Raw genomic sequence first — 25,578 nt, 5'->3', positions numbered from 1 at the left:
ATTACTTTTAAGTCACTCTTTGATCGGGTTATATCAGATCAGGACAGCGAAAACGTGATTTGCACAAATGTGCAGAAACCCGAGGATGACGATGGAAACCTGCGACGATATCCGCCTGATTGTAAAAATCGCCCAGCTCTATTACGAGCAGGATATGACGCAGGCACAAATTGCCCGCGAACTGGGGATCTACCGCACCACGATTAGCCGCCTGTTGAAACGCGGTCGGGATCAGGGCATCGTGACGATTGCCATCAACTACGACTGCAACGAAAATCTGTGGCTGGAACAGCAGCTCAAACAGAGATTTGGCCTGAAAGAGGTGGTTGTCGCCTCCTGTGAATCCCAGCAGGAAGACGATCAGCTGAATATTATGGGCCAGCACGGCGCGCAGCTGATAGACAGACTGCTGGAACCGGGCGATATCGTCGGTTTTTCATGGGGCCGGGCCTTACGTGCTCTGGTTGACAACCTGCCGCAGGCCGGCCAGTCGCGGCATACGATTTGCGTACCGATTATCGGCGGCCCGTCCGGCAAACTGGAAAGTCGCTATCACGTGAACACCCTGACCTACGACGCCGCCGCGAAGTTAAAAGCAGAGTCTCACCTGGCAGATTTCCCGGCGCTGCTGGACAACACACTGATTCGCAACGGCATTATGCAGTCCGAGCATTTTAAAACCATCTCCTCCTACTGGGACAATCTGGATGTCGCTCTGGTCGGGATTGGCTCCCCGGCGATTCGCGATGGGGCAAACTGGCACGCGTTTTACGGCAGCGAAGAGAGTGACGATCTCAACGCCCGCAGTGTGGTCGGTGATATCTGTTCGCGTTTTTTTGATATAGACGGCGAGATGGTTGAAACCAATATGAGTGAAAAAACCCTGTCGATAAAAATGGCCAAACTTAAACAGGCACGTTATCGCATCGGCATCGCGATGGGGGAAGCCAAATACGCAGGCATCCTTGGGGCGCTGCATGGCAAATATATTAATGGCCTGATAACGAATAAAGAAACCGCCGAGTCGTTACTGAAGTAAAAATAACAACGTGATTTCACGCAGATTTTTCTGTGGGGAATCCCTTTATCTAAAAAATGAGGGGCATAAAATGAATACATGGTTAAACCTGGAAGGGAAAATAATTATTGTCACCGGTGGCGCATCGGGAATTGGTTTATCAATCGTCGATGAATTACTGGCGCAGGGTGCCAATGTTCAGATGACCGATATCCACGGCGGTGATAAATATCATAATGCCGAGAATTATCATTTCTGGCCAACCGATATTTCCAGCGCAGCAGACGTTAATCAAAGTGTGGGTAATATTATTCAGAAATTTGGCCGCATTGATGGCCTGGTCAATAACGCCGGTGTGAATTTCCCTCGCCTGTTAGTCGATGAAAAAGCTCCGGCAGGCCATTATGAACTGAATGAAGCGGCCTTTGAAAAAATGGTCAATATCAATCAAAAAGGCGTGTTTTTAATGTCGCAGGCCGTTGCCCGACAGATGGTCAAACAGCGCGAAGGGGTGATTGTTAACGTCTCGTCGGAAAGCGGACTGGAAGGTTCGGAAGGCCAGAGCTGCTATGCGGCAACCAAGGCGGCGCTAAACAGCTTTACCCGTTCATGGGCGAAAGAGCTGGGTAAACACGGCATTCGCGTGGTGGGCATTGCGCCGGGCATTCTGGAGAAAACCGGGCTGCGCACTCCGGAATACGAAGAGGCACTGGCCTGGACACGCAATATCAGCGTACAGCAGCTGCGCGACGGCTACAGCAAACATGCCATCCCCATCGGCCGCTCAGGTCGCCTGAGCGAAGTCGCGGACTTCACCTGCTACCTGCTTTCTGAGCGCGCAAGCTATATAACCGGAGTAACCACTAACATCGCCGGTGGTAAAACGCGCGGCTAAGGAGAGAAAAATGGTCAACGTTATTTTCTGTGCCCACGGCCAGTTTGCCTGCGCCGTACTGGATTCGGTACGGATGGTTTATGGCGAAGTGAATGTCACCGCAGTGGAGTTTGTTCCGGGGGAAAACGCCGGAGATATCACCGTTAAGCTAGAAAAGTTAGTTAGTGCTCACAATGACCAGGAGTGGCTGATAGCCGTAGATTTACAGTGTGGGAGCCCGTGGAATGCGGCAGCGGCGCTGGCCATGCACAATCCCCGACTGAGGGTCATCAGCGGCCTGTCGTTACCGCTGGCGTTGGAAGTGGTGGATAACCAGGATGCACTGAACGTTGATGCGCTGTGTGAACACCTGACCACGATAGCCAGTCAGTGCTGCGTCGTCTGGCAGCAACCGGAAACCGTTGAGGAGGATTTGTAATGAACATTACGCTCGCCCGTATTGATGATCGTCTGATCCACGGCCAGGTCACCACCGTCTGGTCCAAAGTGGCTAACGCCCAGCGCATTATTATCTGCAATGATGACGTGTTTAACGATGAAGTCCGCCGTACGCTGCTGCGCCAGGCCGCACCGCCTGGCATGAAAGTTAACGTGGTGAATATTGAAAAAGCCGTCGCGGTTTATCACAACCCACAATATCAGAATGAAACCGTCTTCTATTTATTTACTAATCCGCAGGATGCGCTGGCGATGGTTAAACAGGGCGTAAAAATTGCCACCCTGAATATTGGCGGCATGGCATGGCGACCGGGGAAAAAACAGTTAACCAAAGCGGTTTCTCTGGATGAACAGGATATTCAGGCTTTCACCGAACTGGATAAGTTGGGCGTAAAACTGGATTTACGCGTGGTGGCTTCCGATCCATCGGTAAATATCCTCGACAAGATTAAAGAACACGCTGCCACAGAATAAAAAACAACAGCGCCTGTATTTATGCCGTCACAGGCAGGTACCGTCATATTTCAATGGTGAAAACGATGGAAATAAGTACCCTACAAATCATTGCTATCTTTATTTTTTCCTGTATTGCCGGAATGGGCAGCGTGCTGGATGAATTCCAGACACACCGCCCGTTAATTGCCTGTACCGTTATTGGCTTAATTCTCGGGGATTTAAAAACCGGGATTATGCTCGGCGGTACGCTGGAGCTTATCGCCCTCGGCTGGATGAACGTTGGCGCGGCACAGTCGCCGGACTCCGCGCTGGCCAGCATCATCTCCGCCATTCTGGTAATTGTCGGCCACCAAAGCATCGCCACCGGTATTGCCATTGCGCTACCGATCGCCGCAGCGGGCCAGGTGCTGACGGTGCTCGCCCGTACCATTACCGTGGTGTTCCAGCACGCGGCGGATAAAGCCGCAGAAGAAGCGAAGTTTGGCACCATCGATCTGCTGCACGTTTCCGCGCTGGGCGTTCAGGCGCTGCGCGTGGCGGTCCCCGCGCTGATCGTGTCGATGTTTGTCAGTGCGGATATGGTCAGCAATATGCTGAACGCCATCCCGGAATTCGTCACCCGCGGCCTGCAAATCGCCGGAGGCTTTATCGTGGTGGTCGGCTACGCCATGGTGCTGCGCATGATGGGCGTGAAGTACCTGATGCCCTTCTTCTTCCTCGGCTTCCTCGCGGGTGGCTACCTCAATTTCAGCCTGCTGGCCTTCGGCGGCGTCGGTGTGATTATCGCGCTGATCTATATCCAGCTGAACCCGCAGTGGCGCAAGCCTGAACCCCAGGCTTCCGCGACCGCTTCCTCCTCCCTCGACCAGCTTGATGACTGATGGTGACCACAATGGAACAGAGAAAAATCACCCAGGGCGACCTGATTAAGATGTTTCTGCGCTCTAACCTGCAGCAGGCGTCGTTCAACTTCGAACGTATTCACGGGCTGGGCTTCTGCTACGACATGGTTCCCGCCATCAAGCGACTGTACCCGCTGAAGGAAGATCAGGTGGCGGCGCTGAAGCGGCATCTGGTGTTCTTCAACACCACGCCAGCGGTCTGCGGGCCGGTGATTGGCGTGACGGTGGCGATGGAAGAAGCGCGCGCCAACGGTGCCGATATTGATGACGGTGCAATTAACGGTATCAAAGTGGGATTGATGGGACCGCTGGCCGGGGTCGGCGACCCGCTGGTCTGGGGCACGCTGCGCCCGATCACCGCCGCGTTGGGTGCCTCGCTGGCGCTGTCCGGCAATATCCTCGGCCCGCTGCTGTTCTTCTTTATTTTCAATGCGGTGCGCCTGGCGCTGAAGTGGTATGGCCTGACCTGGGGCTTCCGCAAAGGGGTCAATATCGTCAGCGATATGGGCGGTAACCTGCTGCAAAAACTGACCGAGGGGGCATCAATTCTCGGCCTGTTTGTGATGGGGGTACTGGTGACCAAATGGACCAGCATCAGCGTGCCGGTGATCGTTTCACAAACGCCCGGCCCGGATGGCACCACGGTGACCACCACCGTACAGAACATCCTCGATCAGCTCTGCCCCGGCCTGCTGGCGCTGGGCCTGACGCTGCTGATGGTGCGCCTTCTCAACAAAAAAATTAACCCGGTGTGGCTGATCTTCGCCCTGTTTGGCTTAGGGATTATCGGCAACGCGCTGGGCTTCCTGTCCTGATTTTCCGCCCCGCATCGCTGGCGGGGCACACTAAACAATGAGGTGGTTTATGAAAACAACAGCTTTACGCCTGTACGGCAAACGCGATCTGCGCCTGGAAACCTTCGAGCTGCCGGAGATGCAGGACGATGAAATTCTGGCACGCGTGGTGACCGACAGCCTGTGCCTCTCTTCCTGGAAGGAGGCCAATCTGGGCGCGGACCACAAAAAAGTGCCGGACGACGTGGCAACCAACCCAATCATTATCGGCCACGAGTTCTGCGGCGAGATCCTCGCGGTCGGCAAGAAGTGGCAGCATAAATTCCACGCCGGGCAGCGCTACGTGATCCAGGCCAACCTGCAACTGCCGGAGCGCCCCGACTGCCCGGGCTACTCATTCCCGTGGATCGGCGGTGGCGCGACTCACGTGGTGATCCCCAACGAGGTGATGGAGCAGGATTGTCTGCTCTCCTGGGAGGGCGATACCTGGTTTGAAGGATCGATGGTCGAGCCGCTTTCCTGTGTGATCGGCGCGTTTAACGCCAACTATCACCTGCAGGAAGGCACCTATAACCACGTGATGGGCATTCGCCCGCAGGGCCGCACGCTGATCCTCGGCGGTACCGGCCCGATGGGTCTGCTGGCTATCGACTATGCTCTTCACGGACCGATCAACCCGTCACTGCTGGTCGTTACCGATACCAACAAGCCGAAGATGAGCTATGCACGACAGCACTATCAGTCGGAACCACAGACCGAACTGCACTATATCGACGGCAACGAAGCCGACTACGATACGCTGATGGCGCTGACCGACGGCAAGGGCTTCGACGATATTTTCGTCTTCGTGCCTAAGGAGCATTTGCTGACCCTCTCCTCTTCGCTGCTCGCCCCGGACGGCTGCGTTAACTTCTTCGCCGGTCCGCAGGATAAAGCGTTCAGCGCGCCGGTGAACTTCTACGACGTACACTATGCCTTTACCCACTACGTTGGCACTTCCGGCGGCAACACCGACGATATGCGCGCCGCCGTTGAGCTGATGCAGGCGAAAAAAGTCAACGCCGCGAAGATTGTCACCCATATTCTGGGGCTGAATGCGGCAGGGGAAACCACGCTGGATCTGCCTGCCGTCGGCGGCGGGAAAAAACTGGTGTACACCGGTAAATCGCTGCCGCTGACGCCGCTGGGTAAGATCGCCGATCCGCAGCTGGCGGCGATTCTGGAACGGCATCATGGGATCTGGTCTGGGGAGGCGGAGGAGTATTTACTGGCGCACGCTGAGGATATTCGTGTGGCGTGATGTTTGCAGCTTCGGGCTGGGTTAGATGAGTGCTTCGCTGACTGTATCAATGGATGTTTGTACTGGGTTGTTTGCACAGCCTGGAGTTGGCGCTGGCGGGTTGTGCCCCCGCCTGCTTTCTGACTTCCGCCCTGATTAAAAAACGAATCAGATCTTCCTCTCTCTCTGCTCAGCACGGCATAACGCCTTAAACAGCGAGCAATTAGCCAAAAGGAGCACGTCCTCTGCGGCGGCCGGGCAATCCGCAGCGCTGAGGTGCAGGCTGCGGGGATGACGGAACATAACGATACGCTCCAGCTGGATAAGCAGCTGGTGGAAATGCCGTTTAACGCCACGCCAGATCGCGATAGCATTAGCAAAAGCGTTAGCGGATGCCCTGCGCGAAGAGGTCAATATTGGGCTTTTTTCGCCGGGCACCCGATTAGATCAGGTCAAAACAGAGAATCTAAATCACAGGCTCAGGCTTTTTATTGAAACTCAGAGAGCCTGTAATTTAGAGCGTGCCTGATAACCATCACGGCGGCCGATCGCACCAGTGCGACAACCGCATTAAATAACATTAAGCCAGGCTGAAAAAGGTTACTCCAGCGCCGCCAGAATGCGGTAAGCCGCCTCTACCCTGAGCGGGTTGGGATAGCTTTTGTTCGCCAGCATCACAATGCCGATATCCTTCTGCGGGATAAACGCCGCGTAGCTGCCAAATCCGCCGGTGGACCCTGTTTTATGTACCCAGGACGCCTGCTGACGCGGCGCGGGAGGCGCGATCTCCGTAGCTTTCATCGGGGCCAGCGCGACCTTATTATCGCTGCCATCCACCACGCTTTTTTCCTGTAGCGGCCAGTTCAACATCTCCCAGCCCAGCCCCTGATACATATCCCCGACCTGCCAGTAGCGCGACTGCGCCAGCGCGATGCCTTTTCGCAGCGACGCGTCTGTTACCTTCTCCGGCTGCATATTGGCCTGTACCCAGCGGGCCATATCCTCAATCGAGGTTTTCACACCGTAGGCTTCCGCATCCAGCATGCCCGGAGAGACGTGCACCGCTTTCCCGTTGCGGTAGCCCCAGGAATAGTTTTTAGCCTCGCTTTCCGGTACCTGATACCAGGTGTGCTTCAGCGCTAACGGCTGCAGTACGCGGCGGTTCATCGCCTGCTCAAAGGTCATCCCCGAAGGCTTCACCGCCAGCGCACCAAACAGGCCGATGCTGGCATTGGCATACAGGCGCTTTTCCCCCGGTGCCCACTCCGCCTGCCAGGACTGGTAATATTTTTGCAGCGCGGCAGCATCGGTGACGTTATCCGGCACCTGTAGCGGCAGGCCACCGGCGGTATAGGTCGCCAGGTGCAGCAGCGTTATCCCCTGCCACTGCTTGCCGGAGAGCGCAGGCCAGTATTTGCTGGCCGGATCGCTGAGGCTGATTTCCCCACGGGCAATCGCATCGCCGCCCAGCACGCCGGTAAAGGTTTTGCTCACCGAACCCAGCTCAAACAGGGTTTCCTGCGTGACCGGCTTCTTCCCCGCCACGTCCGCCAGCCCCCAGGTAAAGTAATGGGGTTTGCCCTGATAAATCACCGCCACCGCCATCCCCGGGATCGCCTGCTCTTTGATTAACGGCGCGATAGTGCGATTAACCACATCGGTCAGCTGTGCGTCAGTTGTGGGTGCGGCAAAGGCAGGAGTGGATGCGGCGAGCAGCAGCGTGGTAGTGAGGAGGGGTTTTAGCATGGGGATCTTCCTTAATGATGGAGCGAGTGTTTTGCGACAGAAGTGGCTGAAAACAGCTGCCGATAGCGCCGTAAAGCATGCATTTTACCTCTCAGTCTATGCCGATAAAACCGCTTTTCTTAAACATATGGCCCGGAGATGTTTACGGCATCGACACATCTGGCCGATATGTCGATAAAACACGATTTTTTAAACATGTTGGGATGACATGTTTATGGTATCGACATGACTTATACGCGATAAAATTAAAAATAAAATTCTACGACTAAATTACTATTGCTGACTCCCAAAGAAGATCGCTTTTTACTCAGGACAATCGCGATACTTTCCATACAGAATGTCCTGAATGATATTGGTTACGTTCTCACATTCCCGTCATCTGTATACTGAACATTGCCATCCACGTAGCGCCATGTAATTTTATCGTACATCAGAGCGATAGATTCCATATGATTGATTTGCGAATTACCTGCCATTTTAGCATTTGGCATACCTGGATTAACTCCAGTAATCTTAACTCCCTCAATAGTCATAATGAAATAGCATTCTTCCTGACCTGTATGATTGCTACGGTTCCAGCGGATCTCCGAAGACTTCAGTGTCTGCCCCGTAGCAACCGCTTTGTTCAGGTACGGACTGGCACTATCAAACTCCTTTTGATTGTGATTTTTTCCGCAATAAACCAATAACACAGCATTACGAATTACATAACAGGCTATTACAGTCAGGTCCGGCCTCACCAATATAATGGCGGACTGAACAGGATTAAGCCCCTTTCAACATATCAAACACTACTCGGGCAAAGCCTTTCGCCAGCTCCTGATTTGACAGGTACTGCATCATCATCTCTTTTTGGGCATCATTGCTGTCCATTACTGCATCATCAATGGCTTTAGGAAAATCCCCCAGCATGGCCTGTTCACGCGTATTGTTAGCAATTTGCGTCATCACCGCTTCGTTTTCCGACAGCTTATCGCGCACGGTAAAGGCATAGTTGATCATGTCTTTTTCGCTAAGATTATCGGTAATGAACAGGTCATTCAGCCGCGCCAGAATACTGGATAGAAACTCTTCTTTCTTGTCTTTCGGCTTCGCCGTTCCGACATCATTACCCGGTGTGATTTTGTAGTCCGCCGCATCTTCCTGCAGCTTGAGATGCTGTTGGTGAAGCCTGGATAAACGGTAGTGGCTCATCTCCACGTTACTTAAATCAACCTCGTCTTCTTCGATGCGCTGTTCATGCAATAGCGGGCGCAAATGCCGAGCAAACAGGCTGAGCTTTTCCAGATCCTTGTCATCGTAATCCACAATCTGCGACATAAACTCGTAGAAACGAACAAAACTGCCGAGATCTTTTTTGAAGATATCCAGCCTGTCTTTTTCCTGTTTACAGGCCTTAAAGGTATTTTCCGAGTTGGTGATCAGCACAACATCGCCAGTTTTTTTAGTACGTTCGAATATCTCTTTTGCCTGCACATAAGCGTCAATCGCCGAAGTATAACGTTGTTTCCAGCGCTCAACGGCTGGCTTACAGATATTACTAATCGCAGCGTTGGATTTATGTTTACTGAAGAACGCCTCGCAGAACTGCTCCACTTCGTTCCACAGGAAAATGCCGCTGGTACGCAGCTTTTCATAAAGCTCAAAGACGAGTTGCGGGTCGCTGACATCCGTGAGTTCCGCTGTCTGATAGTAGGGTTGGAAAGCAGCCAAAATCTCGTCAGGCTCGTTCCAGAAATCGAGCACAAAGGTGCCGGACTGCGCCTTCCCAGGATAGGTACGGTTCAGGCGCGACAGCGTCTGTACGCATTCCACACCGGCCAGCTTTTTATCCACATACATGGCACACAGCTTGGGTTGGTCAAAACCGGTCTGGAATTTGTTGGCCACCAGCATCACCTGATAGTCGTCGGTATCAAACGCTTTGCGCATATCCCGGCCTTTCAGCCCGGGGTTCATATTGATCTCAGTGAACTTCTGGTTAAGCAGCGCAAGGCTGTTGTGGTCACTTTCAAAGAATTCCACTTCCCCTGAGAACGCCACCATCGCGCTGATCTTGTCGTACTTGTGCTCGGCAATATATTTATCGAATGCCAGCTTATAACGCACAGCGGCCTTACGCGAACTGGTCACCACCATCGCTTTCGCCTGGCCAGCCAGCAAGTGCGTCACATGCTTACGGAAATGCTCAACAATCACCTTCACTTTCTGCGACACATTGTGATCGTGCAGCGAAACCCACTGGTTCAGCTTGACCCTGGCTTTTTTACTGTCCACTTCCCGGTCAGGATCGTCCAGCTTTTGCAGCAGCTTGTACGCCACCTTGTAGTTGGTGTAGTTCTTCAGCACATCAAGAATAAAGCCTTCTTCGATGGCCTGACGCATCGAGTAAACGTGGAACGCTTCCGGTTTGTTAGTTTTTGACGCCGGTTCCAGCGGTTCAGGACGGCGGCCGAACAGCTGCAGCGTTTTATCCTTCGGCGTGGCGGTAAAGGCGTAAAAGTTGAGGTTGCTGCTGCCTTTGCGTGCGGCGACGGTGGCACCCAGAACATCTTCTGAAGTCATTTCCACATCATCATCCGTTTCTTCGAGCATTAGTACTTCTTTCAGCTGTCGCGCCGTAGAGCCGCTCTGTGAGGAGTGCGCTTCATCGGCGATGACCGCGTATTTACGCTGTTTGAGGCTGACGCTGTTTTCAATCGCCTTCAGGACACACGGGAAGGTCTGAATGGTGACGATGATAATCGGCTGCGAATTTTCCAGCGCGCTGGCCAGCTTCTCCGATTTCGAGCCGTCGCCTTCTTTGTTATTGATCCGCCCGACCACGCCATCCTGATGTTCAAACTGATAGATGGTGTCCTGCAACTGATCGTCAAGCACGATGCGATCCGTCACCACAATCACCGAGTGGAACTGCTTCTCGCCATTTTCATCGTACAGGCGGGAAAGCTGGTGGGCCGTCCAGGCGATGGAGTTCGATTTTCCCGACCCCGCACTGTGCTGAATCAGGTATTTATTGCCGGTTCCTTCCACCGTAGCGGCGGTGATCAGTTTGTTCACCACGTCCCACTGGTGATAGCGCGGGAAAATCAGGCTCTCGCTTTTGTACTTCAGACCAAGGGCGTTTTCTTTTTCTACGATTTGAAGATGCACGAAACTCGCGAGAATTTTCAGCAGATTGTCCGGTAGTAGCACCTCATTCCACAGATAGCTGGTGGCGTAGTCGTTGGCATCTTCCGGGATGTCGTTCCCCGCGCCGCCGTCATGGGTCCCTTTGTTAAACGGCAGGAAGAAGGTTTTATCGCCATCCAGTTTGGTCGCCATAAACACTTCATACTGGCTGACGGCAAAGTGCACCAGCGCACCACGTTTAAAGGTCAGCAGCGGCTCCGGTTTATTGGTGCCAGGGTCCTTCGGTAAACGCGTTTTCTTATACTGCGTGATGGCATTTTGCACTGTCTGCTTAAATTCAGACTTCAGCTCCAGCGTTGCTATCGGCAGGCCATTAACGAACAACGCCAGGTCGATACGCCATTTCTTCGCCTTAACGCCCGTTTCTTCAAATGCGGCGTTCGACGCATGCGGGCTGTAAACCAGCTCCGGCACAATGCGGCAGATATTCTGTTTGTAGCGCGCAAGGGTTTCCGGGTTGAGGTTATGTTCCGGCTTAAACTGGCACAGGGAAAAACGAGCGCTATGGCTTTTGATACCATGACGCAGCACGCCAAGCGTGCCGTAAGTGCGCGACAGCATATCGGTGGCGTTGATATCCGCTTTTTTCAGCTGAGCCACCAGCGCATCGAGGAAATGACGCTCAGTATCGGTAGGATAAATTTTGGCAAACTTCTCCCATTCCTGCGGCTGCGTGGTTTGCACAAAGGTTAGTGCATCCTGCGAGTACAGCGCACGTTCGCGATCGTAGCCATCGGTTTTGCCACAAATCCAGCCTTTTGTCTCCATCTGAGCAATCATCTCATTCTGGAAAATCAGCTCTTTGGTGCTGTCCATGCTCATGCGGTGGCCTCCTGTGGCTCCTCAACATTCTGCGTGTCAGGGGCAACCCAATCGCGGACGTCGATTTTTCCCGTGACGGCAGCGGAGATTAGGGCGGTGCGGCGTTCCTGGAGAATTTCAATTTCCTTTTCACAACTCAACAGAAGGTTTGTGAATATAGTTTTCTTTTCTTCAATGGCCCTTACTATTTCTGCCTGTTCTTTTAGTGGAGGCACAGGTATTGGATAGCATTTCACATCAGAGCATGTAATCGCCGCTTTTGTGCTTCCCCATCCCTCAGAACTAGTGCGTATTTGCTGATATTTGCTTTGTAGCCACAAATGGATAAATTCAGGCGAAATTTTATCTTTTGCCCTAGGCGTTATATATGCAACATGCTGGTTAATGGTTGCATTTATCATCATTAATGCAGATGTACCTCTAGTTTTTCCTTCGCCTGTAATAGCCATAATAACACTTCCTTTTTTTACTATAGGCAAACTACATTCATACAGAGCTTTGGTAGTAACGAATTGTTCTGCAGTTAATATTCTTTCATCATTAACTTTCGAGCTATTTAGCCATGGATAAGAGCCATTTTGCCAAAACAGGGCATTTTCTCTACTAGGAGTACAACCATTACCTACATTGCATACCCATCCAATACGAGACTGTTCCCAATGCTCCGGGATATTCCCCAACCACTCAACACCAGAATCTTTCATCGGCACATCAGGGTTTAGCCCTTTGGTGACGGCATGACTGATCACTGCCTGACGTTTTTCTTTCAGCAGTTCAATCAGTTGTTGTTGCTTCTCGATCAGCTTATCGATTTTTGCGGTTTCGTGCTTGAGAAAATCTACTATTATTGATTGCTCTTTTTTACCTGGAAGCCCAAATTTAAAATTATTTAGGACTTCTGAAGGTACCCTCTTCAATCCACCAGCACCGGTCATAGCACCTTCAGCTATGGACATGAAGTTATCTTCCTGAAGACGATAAAATAAGAAATCATTGTTTATAATATCATTACAACGTAAAACATAAATTTCAGAAGAGCCAAAGCCTATGCCATTATGCAAATCATGCGCAACGACCATGTTTTTATTTTCGAAGCATGGCGTAACCTTTGCGATTAGGATGTCTTCATTTTCAAAGTATGTATATCCATTATATACATCGGAGACATCTTTTACTTCATCTAAAGATAAGGAATTGAATTTGAGCTTTTCCATCGGAATAAAGCTACACATCCCTTTCATTTTTTCTATGCTAATGCATGACTTAGAAGGATTTAGTTGTACTACATGTTTTATTGCTAACGTTGTCCAATGATCTGGAATCGCCCCCAGCCACTCAACCCCAGAATCCTTATACTCCGGATACGCCTTATACTTAGCCATCAGGAATGTACCTCCTGCAGCAGCTTCATAATCTCGGCGCTGACCGCATCCAGATCGGCATCAATCTCTTCGAGCGGGCGCGGTGGCTGATAGACATAAAAGTGGCGGTTAAACGGGATTTCGTAGCCGACAATCCCCACCTCATTATCTTTGGCATCACGCTTATCGGCGTTGATCCACGCGTCATTCACATGTGGCAGTACTTCCGCTTTGAAGTAGTTTTCAATCAGATCGCTGGTAGAGACTGCCGGGTTCAGCAGCACGTTTTCGTTATCGCGCAGCTCACCATCCTGCTCAAACTCAACGACCTTGCCTTTGTATTCAAATGCACCGTACAGCGGCTGAGCGGCTTCTTTCAGCACCTTCTTCACCACCGGTTCGGCATCCGGGTTTTTAGTGGTGATGGCGTCGATAAACTGCTTGTTCTCTTTCGCGTCCAGCTTCACGCCAGCCGTTTTGATTGCCCCTTTCAGGGTCAGCTGGAACTGATTGAAGTCATTGCTCACCCGCGTTTTACCACCCGCCTGCGTACCCAGAGCCGTCTGAATCTGCTGTGCCTTTTCCATCAAGGCGCGCTGCGCCAGCCACAGCTTGCTGTCGAGCAGATCCTTAATTTGTTTCTCTTTTAATTCAGCAAATTCGGCTTTGATGATGGTGCGCGCTTCTGCTTCCAGCTGGGAGAAATCACCGTAGGTGGCCTCCTGCCATTGGGCCGCGAACTCTTCATACAGGCGTTCCATCGGCGCGTTAAACGGCTTCGGCGCAAAGCGCAGAGTCGCAATCGCTTCATCCGTGACCTGAGCGGATAAACGCAGCGGGCGTTCGATGGTCAGACGGCGATAGCCAAAGTCGGTGCTGTTAAAGATTTTGCTGGCGAAGGTTTTCGGCGCTTCGGTTTTGGCAGTGGCAGGCTGACGGCCACGGCTGGATTTTTGCTCGGTGGCTTTTTCCAGACCCAGTTCTTCCAGGGTTGTGGCATCCACCACCTCAAACTCACCGAAGGTCTGCGTGATCAGTTTGATATCGTCATCGCCCATCAGGTTGCGCTTCGAACCCAGCGATTTACGCATTTTGCCGCACAGGTTGGTGCCATCAATCAGCTGTACTTTGCCTTTACGCTCAGGCGCTTTCTTGTTGGAGAGGATCCAGACGTAGGTGGCAATGCCGGTGTTGTAGAACATGTCCGTTGGGAGCGCGACGATACCTTCGAGCAAATCGGCTTCCAGAATGTAGCGACGGATTTCGCTCTCACCGCTGCCCGCACCCCCGGTAAACAGTGGCGAGCCGTTAAGGATAATCCCGATCCGCCCGCCGTTGCTTACGGTGCCATCCACATTGTGGTTGTCGCGCATTTTGCTGATCAGATGCATCAGGAACAGCAGCGAGCCGTCGGAAACACGCGGCAGGCCCGGACCAAAGCGACCGTTAAAGCCTTTCTGCGTATGTTCGTCGTTAATCTCGCCCTCAATCTTTTTCCAGTCCACACCAAACGGCGGGTTAGAGAGCATGTAGTCAAACTGGTCCAGCGGCAGCTGGTCGTTAGAGAGGGTGTTACCCAGCTTAATGCGGCTGACGTCCTGACCTTTGATCAGCATGTCGGCTTTACAGATAGCGTAGGATTCCGGGTTCAGCTCCTGGCCAAAGGCACGCATCACAGCGTTAGGGTTCAGCTCGTGCACATATTCCATGCCTGAAGAGAGGAAGCCGCCGGTCCCGGCCGTCGGGTCGTAAATGGTGCGGATGATACCGTCCTGCGTCAGGGCTTCATCATCTTCCATAAACACCAGTGAGGTGGTCAGACGCACGATATCGCGTGGGGTGAAGTGCTCACCGGCGGTCTCGTTAGAACTTTCCGCAAAACGACGGATAAGCTCTTCAAACACCAGGCCCATTTCATAGTTGGAAATCGCTTTCGGGCTCAAATCGGTGGTGGCGAATTTCTTCACCACTTTAAACAGCAGGTTGGCATCTTCCAGCAGGCCGACAAACTCACTGAATTTGAAGTGCTCGAAGATTTCACGCGCGTCCGGAGAGAACGCCTGTACGTAGCTTTCCAGGTTGGCTTTGATGTCGTTCTGCCCCATCTTACCCAGATCCATCTTCGAGGTGTTAAAGAAGGAAAGCCCGCTGGCGCGCAGCAGAAACTTCTCTTTGGCATCTTCCGGCAGTGGACTGGTTTTTAATTCATCATATTTCGCCACCACCGCGTCTTTGGTCTCCGCCAACACACACTCAAGACGACGCAGCAGCGTAAAGGGCAGGATCACGCGCCCGTACTGAGACTGTTTAAAATCTCCGCGCAGCAAATCAGCCACCGACCAGATAAACGCAGCCGTTTGAGAAAAGTTAGTGTTAGTCATGAAACCCTCGGAAGAGATCGCAGCCCTGGAGCAAAATGCTCGGGCAAAAATTCAGTTTTGGAATCCAGTGCGCAAAATAATACCTGCTACAGGGACTATCGCAACCGATATGGGACAAAGAAATGAAGAGTGGGATTGAATGGTTACTAAAACTGACTTCGCAGGCCAGCGCTATCGAAAACTCTGAATTCAATTCATACCAGCACGAAAATGTAATTAGCCTGAAAGGGTAAACGAGCATCCTCTCTGTTTCAAAACCAGCAGAAACACTGTGTTCAGTAAGATCTATCTATACGGCTGAAATATTGAGAAAATAATAGAAATGAATTGGTACTGACTCCGCATCCCAAAAACAAAAAAACCACCTCAAGGGTAGCTTTAATTTTCATACTCAATCTATGAGAAGGCCGGACTCGCAAATGATGATTAATTATTTGATTTAAAAGAAATAAAAAATAAAATTTAGATAATATACCAACATCGATACCAACACATTAAATCGTTGATTTTGGGACTCGAATCGGGGCAAGCGTTACCTGGATGATGACGAACTTCAGCGATCCTCTCGGGTATGCCAAAGGTCAACAATATAAATAGTATCGCGCTGAATTTCATAGTGAACGTCATAATCATCAAACAAAATTTTCCTCACTTCTCGTGGTTCATATCTTGTCTGAGGCACACCGATTCCTGGATGGTCGGCGAGCCCTGAGGTTCCTATGATCAAACGTTCTAATACGTTGTCAGCATGGTGCCGACTGTACTGACAGGCGAACCTATAAATACGCTCCAGGTCATCCTGGGCCTTTTGGGTCCAACGTATTTCCATGGGTTACGATTTTTTCAGTTTGTTAGCGAAGTCAACCACATCCGCATGGCTAACCACCCTTCCCGCATCGACATCAGCAAGCCCTTTCAAAATCTGCTGATGCCGCCGCTCTCTCTCTTCAATCATGGCGGTTAACGCTTCCTTAATCACCCAGCTTTTGGATCTGTCCAGCTCAATAGCCAGGTTTTCAACCGCCGCAGCAAGCTCTGCAGGGATCTGAGCACTGATCGTCTGTTTCGCGGGTTGTCTCATGACCGTCACCTTTTAATAAAAGTTAATAACACTTATTAAAATAGCATATTTGCGTTCGCGTAACTACCTGCGGCGAAGACAACTTCAATCCTCCCATCATCTTGAAGCCAGCATTCCCGGATAGTGTTTAGCAATGATGTCATTCAACTCCAGGCGCTTGAAGGTCAAGTGCGCCGTGCCTTTTTGATAGTAACGAATGCTGAAGAACTCATCTTCGTAAACGTCCTTAGCCGGATTATCCCGGATATGCTCCATCAACCGAGTGGAGATATCACCCCGGTTGTCAGGGATGGGTTTGCCATCCAGCAGAAACAGCATTCGCTCCAGGTCCGCCAGTTGATCCCGCCGCCAACCCCAGTTAAGACTGAATCCCCAGCGGTTATGCGTCACCCGATTGTTAATGATGATCTTCTTACCGAAGCTGCAAGGGCTATTGGTTTTGTAATCCCATGACAGGCCTTTGAAGACGTTAATGATGCCACGTTCGAAAACGTCCATTTTATTGAGATGTAACTGCTCAAAAGTACTGAGGATATTCGCCTCGCTGATTGCAGGGAGGTCGCCGCTCAGCAGGATGGTTAGGTTTATCACCACTGATCGCTCACACCTTTCTCTGCGCTGGCTTGCCACGACTCAGAAACAACGGCATTTCCCGCGAACTGTTGCTGTTGATATTGAAAGCTTGCTGAAGCTGACCGCCAGCAAGGGCCTGCTTCGAGATTGCAAGAACGACTCGACTGTTTCTTGCGTTCTTGCACAGGCCCCGTGGCATCACAATTAGATTTATTCCGGTTGACCTGGGCTATTGAGCAGCTTAAAAGCCAGGGCTGGCAGACTGCTGCCATTTGATTTCTCCCAGCCCATAGCTCGGGTATAGTTCAGCTTCAAATTTCGCTGAAAATGCTGTGGCTATTGGTATGAACCTCAACCGCTTCTGTTACTTGCTCCTGGCCTTAGCGGCCATCGGCAGCGTATTTATGCCTCGTCCACTTGTCATGTGGTTCCTGCTCACCAACGTGTTGACGCTGTTGATTTATGGGGCTGATAAAATAGCGGCTCGCAAAGTCTGGCGCAGGGTACCTGAGTCCACATTACTGATATTTGGTTTTGTTGGTGGATGGCTTGGAGCGATTGTCGGTCAGCAAGCCTTCCGCCATAAAACGCAAAAACAGCCTTTTAAAACTTACTTCATCATTAGTGTGATGCTAAATATCTCGGTGTTGGTGGCGCTATATTGGATGTATTCCCACTGGCTCGAAGCAGTGCTTTGATGGACCATGAACAGGCTGTTACCCTGGGAATACTCCCGGCTCGATTACTTTACCTTCATTGTTTAGAAAGCTGGGGCTAGTGCGTAACTCTTACCATCGGAGTTACAGACCTGCGACGTGCAGATCTGTAACCCATAATTTAAATGTGGGAAATTTGAACAATCATGGCTGATACGGTAAAACATTGATGTAGAAAGAAACACAAAGGAGAGGTCAATGGACAGTAAGCAGCAGTCCAAAGTCTGCGTTCATCTTCTTGATCAAGAAAAGCCCTATGACTTTTCGCCAGAGCAACAAAAACCTATCCTAGATTTCTTTAACTCAATGCAATTAGAACGCATCATCTTCGTTAAAAAATAAGCAATGTCACCGCAGAGGAAAGGTCACGATGACTCTTGTAGATAGTGTCGAAGCAGGCAAGCTCACGCTCAGTGAATTGATTGATACCCTGGCAGAAGATGAAAATTATGAACCTTCCCGGTGGAATCAGCGATACCGTGAATTCACGGGGCTGCTACAGCAAGTCCCAACATTCACGGTACCTGGAACGGAAGATTTGATCAAACGGCTTTGGTATGAACGTGATAACGGCATTGCCAGCATTCGTCAGGGTGTCCCTTCATTGGCGGAATATCAGCAAAGTCTGCCACTGCTTAGAGAACTAACCGAACGCGTTCGTCAGCAACCAGATGAAGCAACCTATCAATACGTAGGCAGTGCTCTGCAGAAGGCCAAAGAAACCGGGCTACTTAAGCGTATGTACTGGAGTTTGAGAAACCGCGTTTTTGCTGCTTTTTTACCAGAGAGCTGCACCAGTGCCGTGGATGAGAATGCGTTTACAAAAGTGGCAGATTTCTTAAATAAGAAGTTCAGCCTCGGTCTGGAACTGAATGGAAGTTGGCTGCAGAAAAACCATGAATTGAAGCAAGCCATCCACTCTAAATCCCCGAATGCAGATCCATATTACGTAAATATGGCTATCTGGGATCTCTATGAATTGCTCCGTCAACGCGATAACGAACAAAAGCAGGAGAAAGTGCCCGATACAACATCAACAGCCAGTAGTGAACTCACCGAAATTAATACCCTACAACATTCACCAACTAATGTGATCTTCTTTGGCCCTCCGGGTACTGGCAAGACCTTCACGTTGCAGCAAAAAATGAAAGAGTACACCTCTCATGCTGTACCGGCCGATCGAGATGCCTGGCTGGATTCTCGCCTTGAATCGTTGAACTGGATGCAGGTCATAACTCTGGTGTTGCTCGATCTTGGTAAACGAGCAAAAGTTCGCCAAATTATTGAACATACGTGGTTTCAACGTAAGGCATTATTAAACGGTCGTAATGGCAACCTATCGAATACTGCCTGGGCGGCTTTGCAATCCTATACAGTTCCCGAATCGTTAACCGTTGATTATAAGAATCGGCGTGTGCCTGCCGTATTTAACAAAACAGATAACAGCGAATGGTTACTGGTTGATTCACAGCTCGAGCAAGTGGAGGATTTGGTAGAGCTCTACGCCGAACTTAAACGTGGTCCAAAATCTGCCGAAGCCATCCAGCGTTTTGCAGTGGTTACTTTCCACCAATCTTACGGTTATGAAGAATTTATTGAAGGTATCCGCGCTCGCACTGACGAGAGTGGCAATATCTCTTATCCCATTGAGCCGGGTATCTTTATGCGCCTTTGCCAACGTGCTAATGCCGATCCAGCGCATCGCTACGCCATTTTCATTGATGAGATCAATCGCGGCAACATATCCAAGATCTTTGGTGAACTAATCTCACTCATTGAAGTAGACAAGCGTGCGGGTATGTCCAATGCAATGAGCCTGCAACTGTCTTATAGCGGTGCTCACTTCAGCGTACCCGCCAATGTCGACATCATCGGAGCCATGAATACAGCGGACCGTTCTTTAGCTCTGATGGACACGGCTTTGCGCCGTCGCTTTGACTTTATCGAGATGATGCCTGATCTCTCTTTGCTGAGTGGAAGTAAGGTGAAAGGCATAGAACTCGAGTCGTTGTTAGAGAATCTCAACAGCCGCATCGAAGCACTTTACGATCGTGAACATACGCTGGGGCATGCGTTCTTTATGCCAGTAAAAAATGCACTCGATGCCGGTGATGAAGAAGCTGCGTTTAAACAATTGAAGATCGCATTCCAGAAAAAGATCATTCCGCTGTTGCAGGAATACTTTTTCGACGACTGGAACAAAATCAGGCTGGTGCTGGCAGACAACCAAAAGCAAGACGACAGCCTGCAGTTCGTAATTGAGAAAACAGACGATCTCGATACGCTTTTTGGTAACAATCATGCTTTACGACGTCACGATCAGCAATCGACAGCTTACGAGCTCGAAACATTCGATCAAGAGATCTGGAACAGGCCACAGGCTTACCGTGCTATTTATCAACCCCAACAGATCGCTCCTGATGAGCAGGCTGTAAACCATGGGTGAAGTGATCTCTGTTTTTGAATATGACTTGTTAGGAAGTAAAGATTCAGCCCCGGCTGGAGCAAAGCTGGTGCCTCAACAGGTCTTCAATTATTTAGAAACACTTAGCCTGGCAAGTATTCAAGGAAACCAGTTTCTCAAACTCACCTCACGCTCAGGTTTCAAATTGCTTCAGGTGCAAAACTACGCGGGGATGCTTTCTACACCTCACGGTTTCCAACTTGAGATACTGCCCAAGGTTGGTAAACACCTCACGGCTGCGAGTGCGCGAGAAACATTCATCACGATGCTAAGCCATCTGCCTGGGTTTCGACATATTCAAACCCAACAGGCAACTCTGCAGGCTCAGCGCATGCCTTTGCTTGAGATTTTTATCAGTCAGTTTTTGCTTAGCGTCAGCCAATTGCTTAAACAAGGTTTACGCTCCGACTATGTGAGCGAGCAAGGTAATCTGGCTTTTATGAAAGGCAAGCTGATGCTTTCTGCACAGCTGCGACATAACGCGGTGAATCGCCATAAGTTTTGTGTCGATTATGATGACTATATGCCTGATTGTGCAGCCAATCGGCTCTTACACTCCGCGCTGGATAAGCTACCTGGCCTGAAGCTTTCATCAGAGAATCAACGCTGGCTTTACGAACTGCGCTTTGCGTTTGGCGGTATTCCACTTAGCCGGGATATTGAAAGTGATATAAACAGCTTACGCCTCGAGCGTGGTATGGCTCATTACAACGAGCCAATGGCGTGGGCGCAATTGATCCTGAGAGGAATGAGCCCGAGTGCCTTGCAGGGAAATACTAAAGCGATATCGTTCTTGTTCCCTATGGAAGCGGTGTTTGAGTCTTTCGTTGCACAAACCCTCCCCTACGAGCTTCCTCCTCACCTTAAAGTTCAGCCACAGGTTTCCACTTATTCTCTTGTGAAGCATGGACTTCACGACTGCTTTAAGCTTCGCCCAGACTTGTTGATTCAATCACGCCAACCAGTTCAAACCAAAATGGTGATGGATACAAAATGGAAGCTGGTGAACAGCAACGATCAAAAAAAATCACTGTATGGACTAGCGCAATCCGACTTCTATCAAATGTTTGCCTACGGCCAAAAGTATCTTAATGGGACCGGTGAAATGTATCTGATCTACCCTGCGCACGATGACTTTAACCAACCGATACAGCAGCACTTTGCTTTTTCGAACACCTTAAAATTATGGGTTGTGCCTTATCAGATAATGGCAAGGCGCGGTGAGAGGATGATGTGGGCAAGTGATGTGTCCTGTACAATGAGACCCAACCCAGATCGGATGGCTGCTTCAGTATCCTATAGTGAAGGCATGAGATGACCCATGAATACCAGCGACAAAGCCTGGAACAACTAATTACTCAGCAAACAGCAGCGCCCGGAAGCGCTGCCTTTGTATTTAATGAGAACCAAACTCTCTGGCAAACCCTTGGCTTTAGCCAGTCTCAAGTTTCGCTATGGCTTGCCTCATTGCCTCAAAGTAATCATCTAAAAGAGTCCACAACGGCAACGTACCAGGTTACACCTGATGTTGCGGCACATTTGGTATCATTGTTACAACAAGCTGGTGGGCGCATGCCCCTGGCACAAGTACTGAAAAAGCTCCCAGCAGGTATTACGACCAGTGAACAGCAGATACACAAACTAGCTCGGAAGCATGCGCAGTTAGAGATTAAAGGCCCCTTGCTGGTATTGATAAATTAGCCGGCACTTGTAGTAACAATTGGCTGTATTAAAGGAATTAAGAAAAGATCATGGCAAAAGAAGCAAAAGCAAAAAACCAAAACCCGCAACAACAGCTAGAAGTCCTGTTCAGTAAACTGGTCAAACAGCATACCGAGTTTACTCAACCAATAGTTGAGCTATCCGAACACGAATTCGCCAAAGCAGGACTCCTTCAAGGCCAGGTTGAAGGTAACTTAACGCCAGCTGTCATGCTGGTTGCGCTGAAAGAAGGCCATTGGGAATACGCCGCCGATCCCGCAAAGTTTGATGATTTAGCCTATCAGCTGTTAAGCGATATCGAAGGCGACTGGCCGGTATTTGCCGTAGTTGACGATGGCACTAACCAACGCATTTTAGCTTTGTTTGGCACAGATGGCTCCGACGGTACCCATGGCGTCGATACCCTGCCAAGTCTGGAAGAATTGCGTAGTTTTTACCGTATTGAGCGCGACCGAACCTTCCGTTGGTCAATGCGTGTCTATACCCGCTTAATGCAGCGTTTTGATGCCTTCCATGAAAATGTTTATCGCGTCACTAAAGATAAGGTAAACGACAAAAACGACATAATCGAAGAAGTGGCCAAGCTACTGTTTTTAGAGAGCTTCCGCGTACATCACGATGAAGATCTTACCTTCAAAGACGATGCGGGTAATACCCTGCGTTTTCGTGACGTCTATGATTGGCAATATGTGGCCAAACATAACGATAAAGCCGTTGAACAAATCAAAGCCGCCTTTGAGGAATTTAAAAGCCACGAAGACTATGTTGTGATCTCAGATGATGGCTCACGTAATGCCATCTTTGGTAAAGATACTCACTTGCGCCTGTCGGTGGCGAAAAACTATCTGGACTTACTTGAAGCCATCCAAAACTTAGGACCGTTAAAAACCAACGATGGTAAAACTGTTAAAGAACACGGTACCTTGGGTGATGTGTCGGGGGATTTACTTGGCAGGGTGTTCGATGTCTTCCTGCGTGCCAACTTTGAATCCAAAGGTGGCCTTGGCGTTTATTTAACACCTAACCCAGTAAAACAGGCCATGCTAGAAATTGCTATGCATGACATCGACGATGACGATGAAATGCGGTCGCACTTAACCAATGGCGATTTTCGTTTCTGTGATCCAACCTGTGGCTCCTTTGGTTTTGGCTCGGTGGCGTTAAGCCAGATTGATAAATGGATCGATTTTAAGTTGGTACTGGCCGACGATAAAAAACGAGCTCTGAAACAGCATTTGCGCAACAATGCCTTTACCGGGGCCGATGCCGCGCCGCGTATGGTGATGCTGGCTCGCGTGAATATGGCATTGCAAGGCGCCCCTAAAGCGCAGATTTTTTATACCGATAACTCGCTCACCACTAATGCTCTGAAACCCAATAGCTTTGACCTCATTTGCACCAACCCGCCGTTCGGTACGCCTAAATTTGATAAAGGCAAAAATGGTCAAAGCTCAAAAGCTAATTACGAAGCCAATATGGAGCAAGTTCTCGGTGGTTTTCGTCCAACCCAAAAAGTCGTTGATGGCTACAACGCCTGGTATGACCACGTGAAAATGAAGTGGCAGGATATTGGTGATTTAGAGCTGGATGACAACGGCGAGCCTAAATGGGCGGGCTATCGTACCGATTTACGCAAAACTGGCGGTACTGATAAAAAGCCGTTTTACAGCCTGCAGCCTACAACCGCAGGGCTCGCGCTGGGCAGCAAACCCGACAGCAAAGGCAATTGGCAGCCAGTTGGTGCCACCATCGACCCAGCAGTGCTGTTTATCGACCGCTGCCTGCAACTGCTCAAACCCGGTGGTAGACTGATGATCGTGCTGCCTGATGGTATTTTATGTAACTCCGGCGACCGTTACGTCCGCGAGTACATTATGGGTAGAAAAGACGAAAAAACCGGCGAGTTTGTTGGCGGTAAAGCCATCGTCAAAGCAGTCATCTCATTGCCGAGCGACTGCTTTAAGCTCTCTGGTACAGGTGCCAAAACCTCGATTTTGTATTTACAAAAACGCCATGCTAACCCCAACCAGCCAGAGCAATTTTTACCCGAGCCACAAACCGATGTATTTATGGCGGTGGCCGAAACTCTGGGCTACGTGGTGAAAAATAATATTGAAGACTATAACGCCGGTGTTACCAACGATCTGGATAAGATTGTCTCGGCTTATAAGCGGGGTGAGTAATGTCTGTAGATACCTTACGCGAAACATTTCATATAAACCGCATTAGCACTTCTGACTTGCAGGACTTCTTGACTGCGCAAACCTACAGACCAGAAATTACGCAAGCAAAAAATCATATTCTTAGCTTGAAAAATTGCTCACTGCAGGCGGTATGCACAAAACCAATTCAGCAAGGAAAGTCGCCTAAGTATGCAGAAAATGGCTTAAAGTGCATTAAACCTAAAAACACTAATGACATATTAGTTTCGATTGATGACATTGCTTGGATTAACTCGTCAACAAAAGATCAAATTCAAAAACAGAAGCTCGGATATGGTGATATTGTCATTACACGTTCAGGCTCAGGAACAATTGGTCGGGCATCGATTTATTGCTATAGCGAAGAAGTGTATACGAATGACCATCTTTTTGTTGTTCGCCCTGACAAGGCTGATAGTCACTACATTTGCTCATTTTTAAATAGCTTCCATGGTCAACGCTTATTGGAAGCAGGGGTTTCCGGATCTACTGGTCAATTAAATCTTTCTAATGAACACATTAAGTCTATTCCGTTGTTTAGACCTGATGATAAAGTGCAAAAATACATCGGCGATAAAGTTCGCCAAGCCGAGAAATTACGTGCTTGGGCGAAGCAGCTGGAAGTGAAATTAGCATTACTCGAAAACCAAATACCTATCTCAAAGCCCGTTACCAGAGAAGCCAAACACTCAAAGGCGCCCCTATCATACCTAACAGAAAATAGATTAGATGCTCGTTACTATGCTAACAAACACCTCGATCTTTATGCTCAACTTACCAATAGCTTTGAAAATTTTGGTAAAATTTGCTCGAAATTTAAATATGGAGCATCTATTGCTGCAAATTACGTAAACTCTGATGGATTACCTTTCATTCGAGGAAACGCTTTGTCACCTAACAGAATTAATAAAGACGACGTAGTTTATCTAAATAGATCACTAGAAAATGAGAATAATAATCATCGCATCGAAGAAGGTGACATCCTAATAACCCGAAGTGGTTCTGTAGGATTAGCAGCTCACGTAACCTCCGAATATGCGAAATATTGGTATGGTTCTTTCATTATAAAATGCACACTCTCAAATAAGTTATATTTACCAGCCTATGTGAGTTGGTACTTGAATTCTTGGGTAGGCCAACAACAATTTCGAAGGCTAGAAAATGGTGCTGTGCAGTTGAATATAAACATTGAAGAGTTGAGTTCAATTGCTATTTGGAAAGCATCACAGGAATTTCAGAACGAGATACAGCAACTACTATTCGAGCAGATAAGTGCTGTAAATCTATCTAAATTACTAGCAAACACTGCTAAAATCTTGGCCGAAGCCCTCATCGAAGGCCAATTGACCGAGCAACAACTAATCCAAGCCCAACAAGCCCTGGAAGATGGCGACAACAGCTTAGATCAGGCGATTTTAAGTAAAATGAGCGCTGGGGGGTATGCCATTGAAGGCGCCACACCGCTATTTAGCGATGTGGATGAGTTATACAGTTTGCTGGAAGAGGCGACACAAGCGGAGGCTGAAGAGTAAAAATG

General features: G+C 49.6%; 20 protein-coding genes and 3 pseudogenes. 15 read left to right on the top strand and 8 right to left on the bottom strand.

Annotated elements, in window-relative coordinates:
* The first annotated feature begins 91 nt into the window (after window positions 1-91).
* From AC07U6_RS19365 to AC07U6_RS19330, 8 genes and pseudogenes are all read left to right on the top strand, one after another.
* The gene (locus AC07U6_RS19365) at window positions 92-1,039 is read left to right on the top strand and encodes a sugar-binding transcriptional regulator (RefSeq protein WP_494764429.1); all 948 of its coding nucleotides are present in this window, start codon (window positions 92-94) and stop codon (window positions 1,037-1,039) included.
* A 70-nt stretch (window positions 1,040-1,109) separates the two neighbouring features.
* Window positions 1,110-1,913 (top strand): SDR family oxidoreductase, encoded by an 804-nt coding sequence (locus AC07U6_RS19360; protein WP_494761452.1) that lies wholly within the window; start codon window positions 1,110-1,112, stop codon window positions 1,911-1,913.
* Between the two features lie 10 nt (window positions 1,914-1,923).
* Window positions 1,924-2,331, top strand: coding sequence for a mannose/fructose/sorbose PTS transporter subunit IIA (locus AC07U6_RS19355; RefSeq protein WP_494761451.1), 408 nt, complete (start codon window positions 1,924-1,926; stop codon window positions 2,329-2,331).
* On the top strand, window positions 2,331-2,825 hold the full coding sequence (locus tag AC07U6_RS19350) for a PTS sugar transporter subunit IIB (protein ID WP_105593031.1): 495 nt from the start codon (window positions 2,331-2,333) through the stop codon (window positions 2,823-2,825). Before AC07U6_RS19355 ends, AC07U6_RS19350 begins: the two co-directional genes overlap by 1 nt.
* 65 nt (window positions 2,826-2,890) lie before the next feature.
* On the top strand, window positions 2,891-3,688 hold the full coding sequence (locus AC07U6_RS19345; RefSeq protein WP_494761450.1) for a PTS mannose/fructose/sorbose transporter subunit IIC: 798 nt from the start codon (window positions 2,891-2,893) through the stop codon (window positions 3,686-3,688).
* Window positions 3,689-3,699: 11 nt separating this feature from the next.
* Complete coding sequence (locus AC07U6_RS19340; protein ID WP_494761449.1) at window positions 3,700-4,524, top strand: PTS system mannose/fructose/sorbose family transporter subunit IID; 825 nt, start codon at window positions 3,700-3,702, stop codon at window positions 4,522-4,524.
* Window positions 4,525-4,573: 49 nt separating this feature from the next.
* The gene (gene sorE / locus AC07U6_RS19335; RefSeq protein ID WP_494761448.1) at window positions 4,574-5,803 is read left to right on the top strand and encodes an L-sorbose 1-phosphate reductase; all 1,230 of its coding nucleotides are present in this window, start codon (window positions 4,574-4,576) and stop codon (window positions 5,801-5,803) included.
* Window positions 5,804-6,052: 249 nt separating this feature from the next.
* Window positions 6,053-6,148, top strand: a pseudogene (locus tag AC07U6_RS19330) (hypothetical protein); the annotation flags it as partial.
* Between the two features lie 234 nt (window positions 6,149-6,382).
* Here the strand turns inward: AC07U6_RS19330 and ampC are convergent.
* The 8 genes and pseudogenes from ampC to AC07U6_RS19290 form a co-directional block, all read right to left on the bottom strand.
* Window positions 6,383-7,528, bottom strand: coding sequence for a CMY2/MIR/ACT/EC family class C beta-lactamase (gene ampC, locus AC07U6_RS19325; protein ID WP_494761447.1), 1,146 nt, complete (start codon window positions 7,526-7,528; stop codon window positions 6,383-6,385).
* A 356-nt stretch (window positions 7,529-7,884) separates the two neighbouring features.
* Window positions 7,885-8,187 (bottom strand): annotated as a pseudogene (tssD, locus tag AC07U6_RS19320) (type VI secretion system tube protein TssD); the annotation flags it as partial.
* 106 nt (window positions 8,188-8,293) lie between these two features.
* Window positions 8,294-11,542 carry a type I restriction endonuclease subunit R gene (locus AC07U6_RS19315; RefSeq protein ID WP_494761446.1) on the bottom strand — a complete coding sequence of 1,083 codons (3,249 nt, stop codon included), beginning with the start codon at window positions 11,540-11,542 and terminating at the stop codon, window positions 8,294-8,296.
* Window positions 11,539-12,924, bottom strand: coding sequence for a restriction endonuclease subunit S (locus AC07U6_RS19310; RefSeq protein WP_494761445.1), 1,386 nt, complete (start codon window positions 12,922-12,924; stop codon window positions 11,539-11,541). Before AC07U6_RS19310 ends, AC07U6_RS19315 begins: the two co-directional genes overlap by 4 nt.
* Window positions 12,924-15,284, bottom strand: a complete 2,361-nt coding sequence (locus AC07U6_RS19305) for a type I restriction-modification system subunit M (protein WP_494761444.1) — start codon at window positions 15,282-15,284, stop codon at window positions 12,924-12,926. The genes AC07U6_RS19310 and AC07U6_RS19305 overlap by 1 nt, the downstream gene beginning before the upstream one ends.
* A 553-nt stretch (window positions 15,285-15,837) precedes the next feature.
* Window positions 15,838-16,113: a type II toxin-antitoxin system RelE/ParE family toxin gene (locus tag AC07U6_RS19300; RefSeq protein ID WP_494761443.1), complete on the bottom strand. Its 276-nt coding sequence runs from the start codon at window positions 16,111-16,113 to the stop codon at window positions 15,838-15,840.
* 3 nt (window positions 16,114-16,116) lie between these two features.
* Window positions 16,117-16,365, bottom strand: a complete 249-nt coding sequence (locus tag AC07U6_RS19295) for a CopG family ribbon-helix-helix protein (RefSeq protein WP_494761442.1) — start codon at window positions 16,363-16,365, stop codon at window positions 16,117-16,119.
* 96 nt (window positions 16,366-16,461) lie between these two features.
* A pseudogene (locus AC07U6_RS19290) lies at window positions 16,462-16,938 on the bottom strand (DUF4942 domain-containing protein); the annotation flags it as partial.
* Between the two features lie 344 nt (window positions 16,939-17,282).
* Here AC07U6_RS19290 and AC07U6_RS19285 point away from each other — a divergent pair.
* The 7 genes from AC07U6_RS19285 (at window position 17,283) to AC07U6_RS19255 (ending at window position 25,573) form a co-directional block, all read left to right on the top strand.
* Window positions 17,283-17,636: a DUF1294 domain-containing protein gene (locus AC07U6_RS19285; RefSeq protein WP_494764428.1), complete on the top strand. Its 354-nt coding sequence runs from the start codon at window positions 17,283-17,285 to the stop codon at window positions 17,634-17,636.
* 216 nt (window positions 17,637-17,852) lie between these two features.
* The gene (locus AC07U6_RS19280; RefSeq protein ID WP_494761441.1) at window positions 17,853-17,996 is read left to right on the top strand and encodes a hypothetical protein; all 144 of its coding nucleotides are present in this window, start codon (window positions 17,853-17,855) and stop codon (window positions 17,994-17,996) included.
* A 28-nt stretch (window positions 17,997-18,024) separates the two neighbouring features.
* Window positions 18,025-20,100, top strand: coding sequence for an McrB family protein (locus AC07U6_RS19275; RefSeq protein ID WP_494761440.1), 2,076 nt, complete (start codon window positions 18,025-18,027; stop codon window positions 20,098-20,100).
* Window positions 20,093-21,436, top strand: coding sequence for an McrC family protein (locus AC07U6_RS19270; RefSeq protein ID WP_494761439.1), 1,344 nt, complete (start codon window positions 20,093-20,095; stop codon window positions 21,434-21,436). Before AC07U6_RS19275 ends, AC07U6_RS19270 begins: the two co-directional genes overlap by 8 nt.
* Window positions 21,433-21,819, top strand: a complete 387-nt coding sequence (locus tag AC07U6_RS19265) for a hypothetical protein (RefSeq protein WP_494761438.1) — start codon at window positions 21,433-21,435, stop codon at window positions 21,817-21,819. The genes AC07U6_RS19270 and AC07U6_RS19265 overlap by 4 nt, the downstream gene beginning before the upstream one ends.
* Before the next feature lie 50 nt (window positions 21,820-21,869).
* Window positions 21,870-24,023 (top strand): HsdM family class I SAM-dependent methyltransferase, encoded by a 2,154-nt coding sequence (locus AC07U6_RS19260; RefSeq protein ID WP_494761437.1) that lies wholly within the window; start codon window positions 21,870-21,872, stop codon window positions 24,021-24,023.
* A complete protein-coding gene (locus tag AC07U6_RS19255; protein ID WP_494761436.1) occupies window positions 24,023-25,573 on the top strand; it encodes a restriction endonuclease subunit S in 1,551 nt (516 codons plus the stop codon). The genes AC07U6_RS19260 and AC07U6_RS19255 overlap by 1 nt, the downstream gene beginning before the upstream one ends.
* Window positions 25,574-25,578 lie beyond the last annotated feature (5 nt).

The organism is Erwinia sp. GW821-FHT03D09, assembly GCF_059420805.1.
The sequence above is the reverse complement of the archived record's forward strand: the minus strand, read 5'-3'. Positions and strand labels throughout refer to the sequence as shown.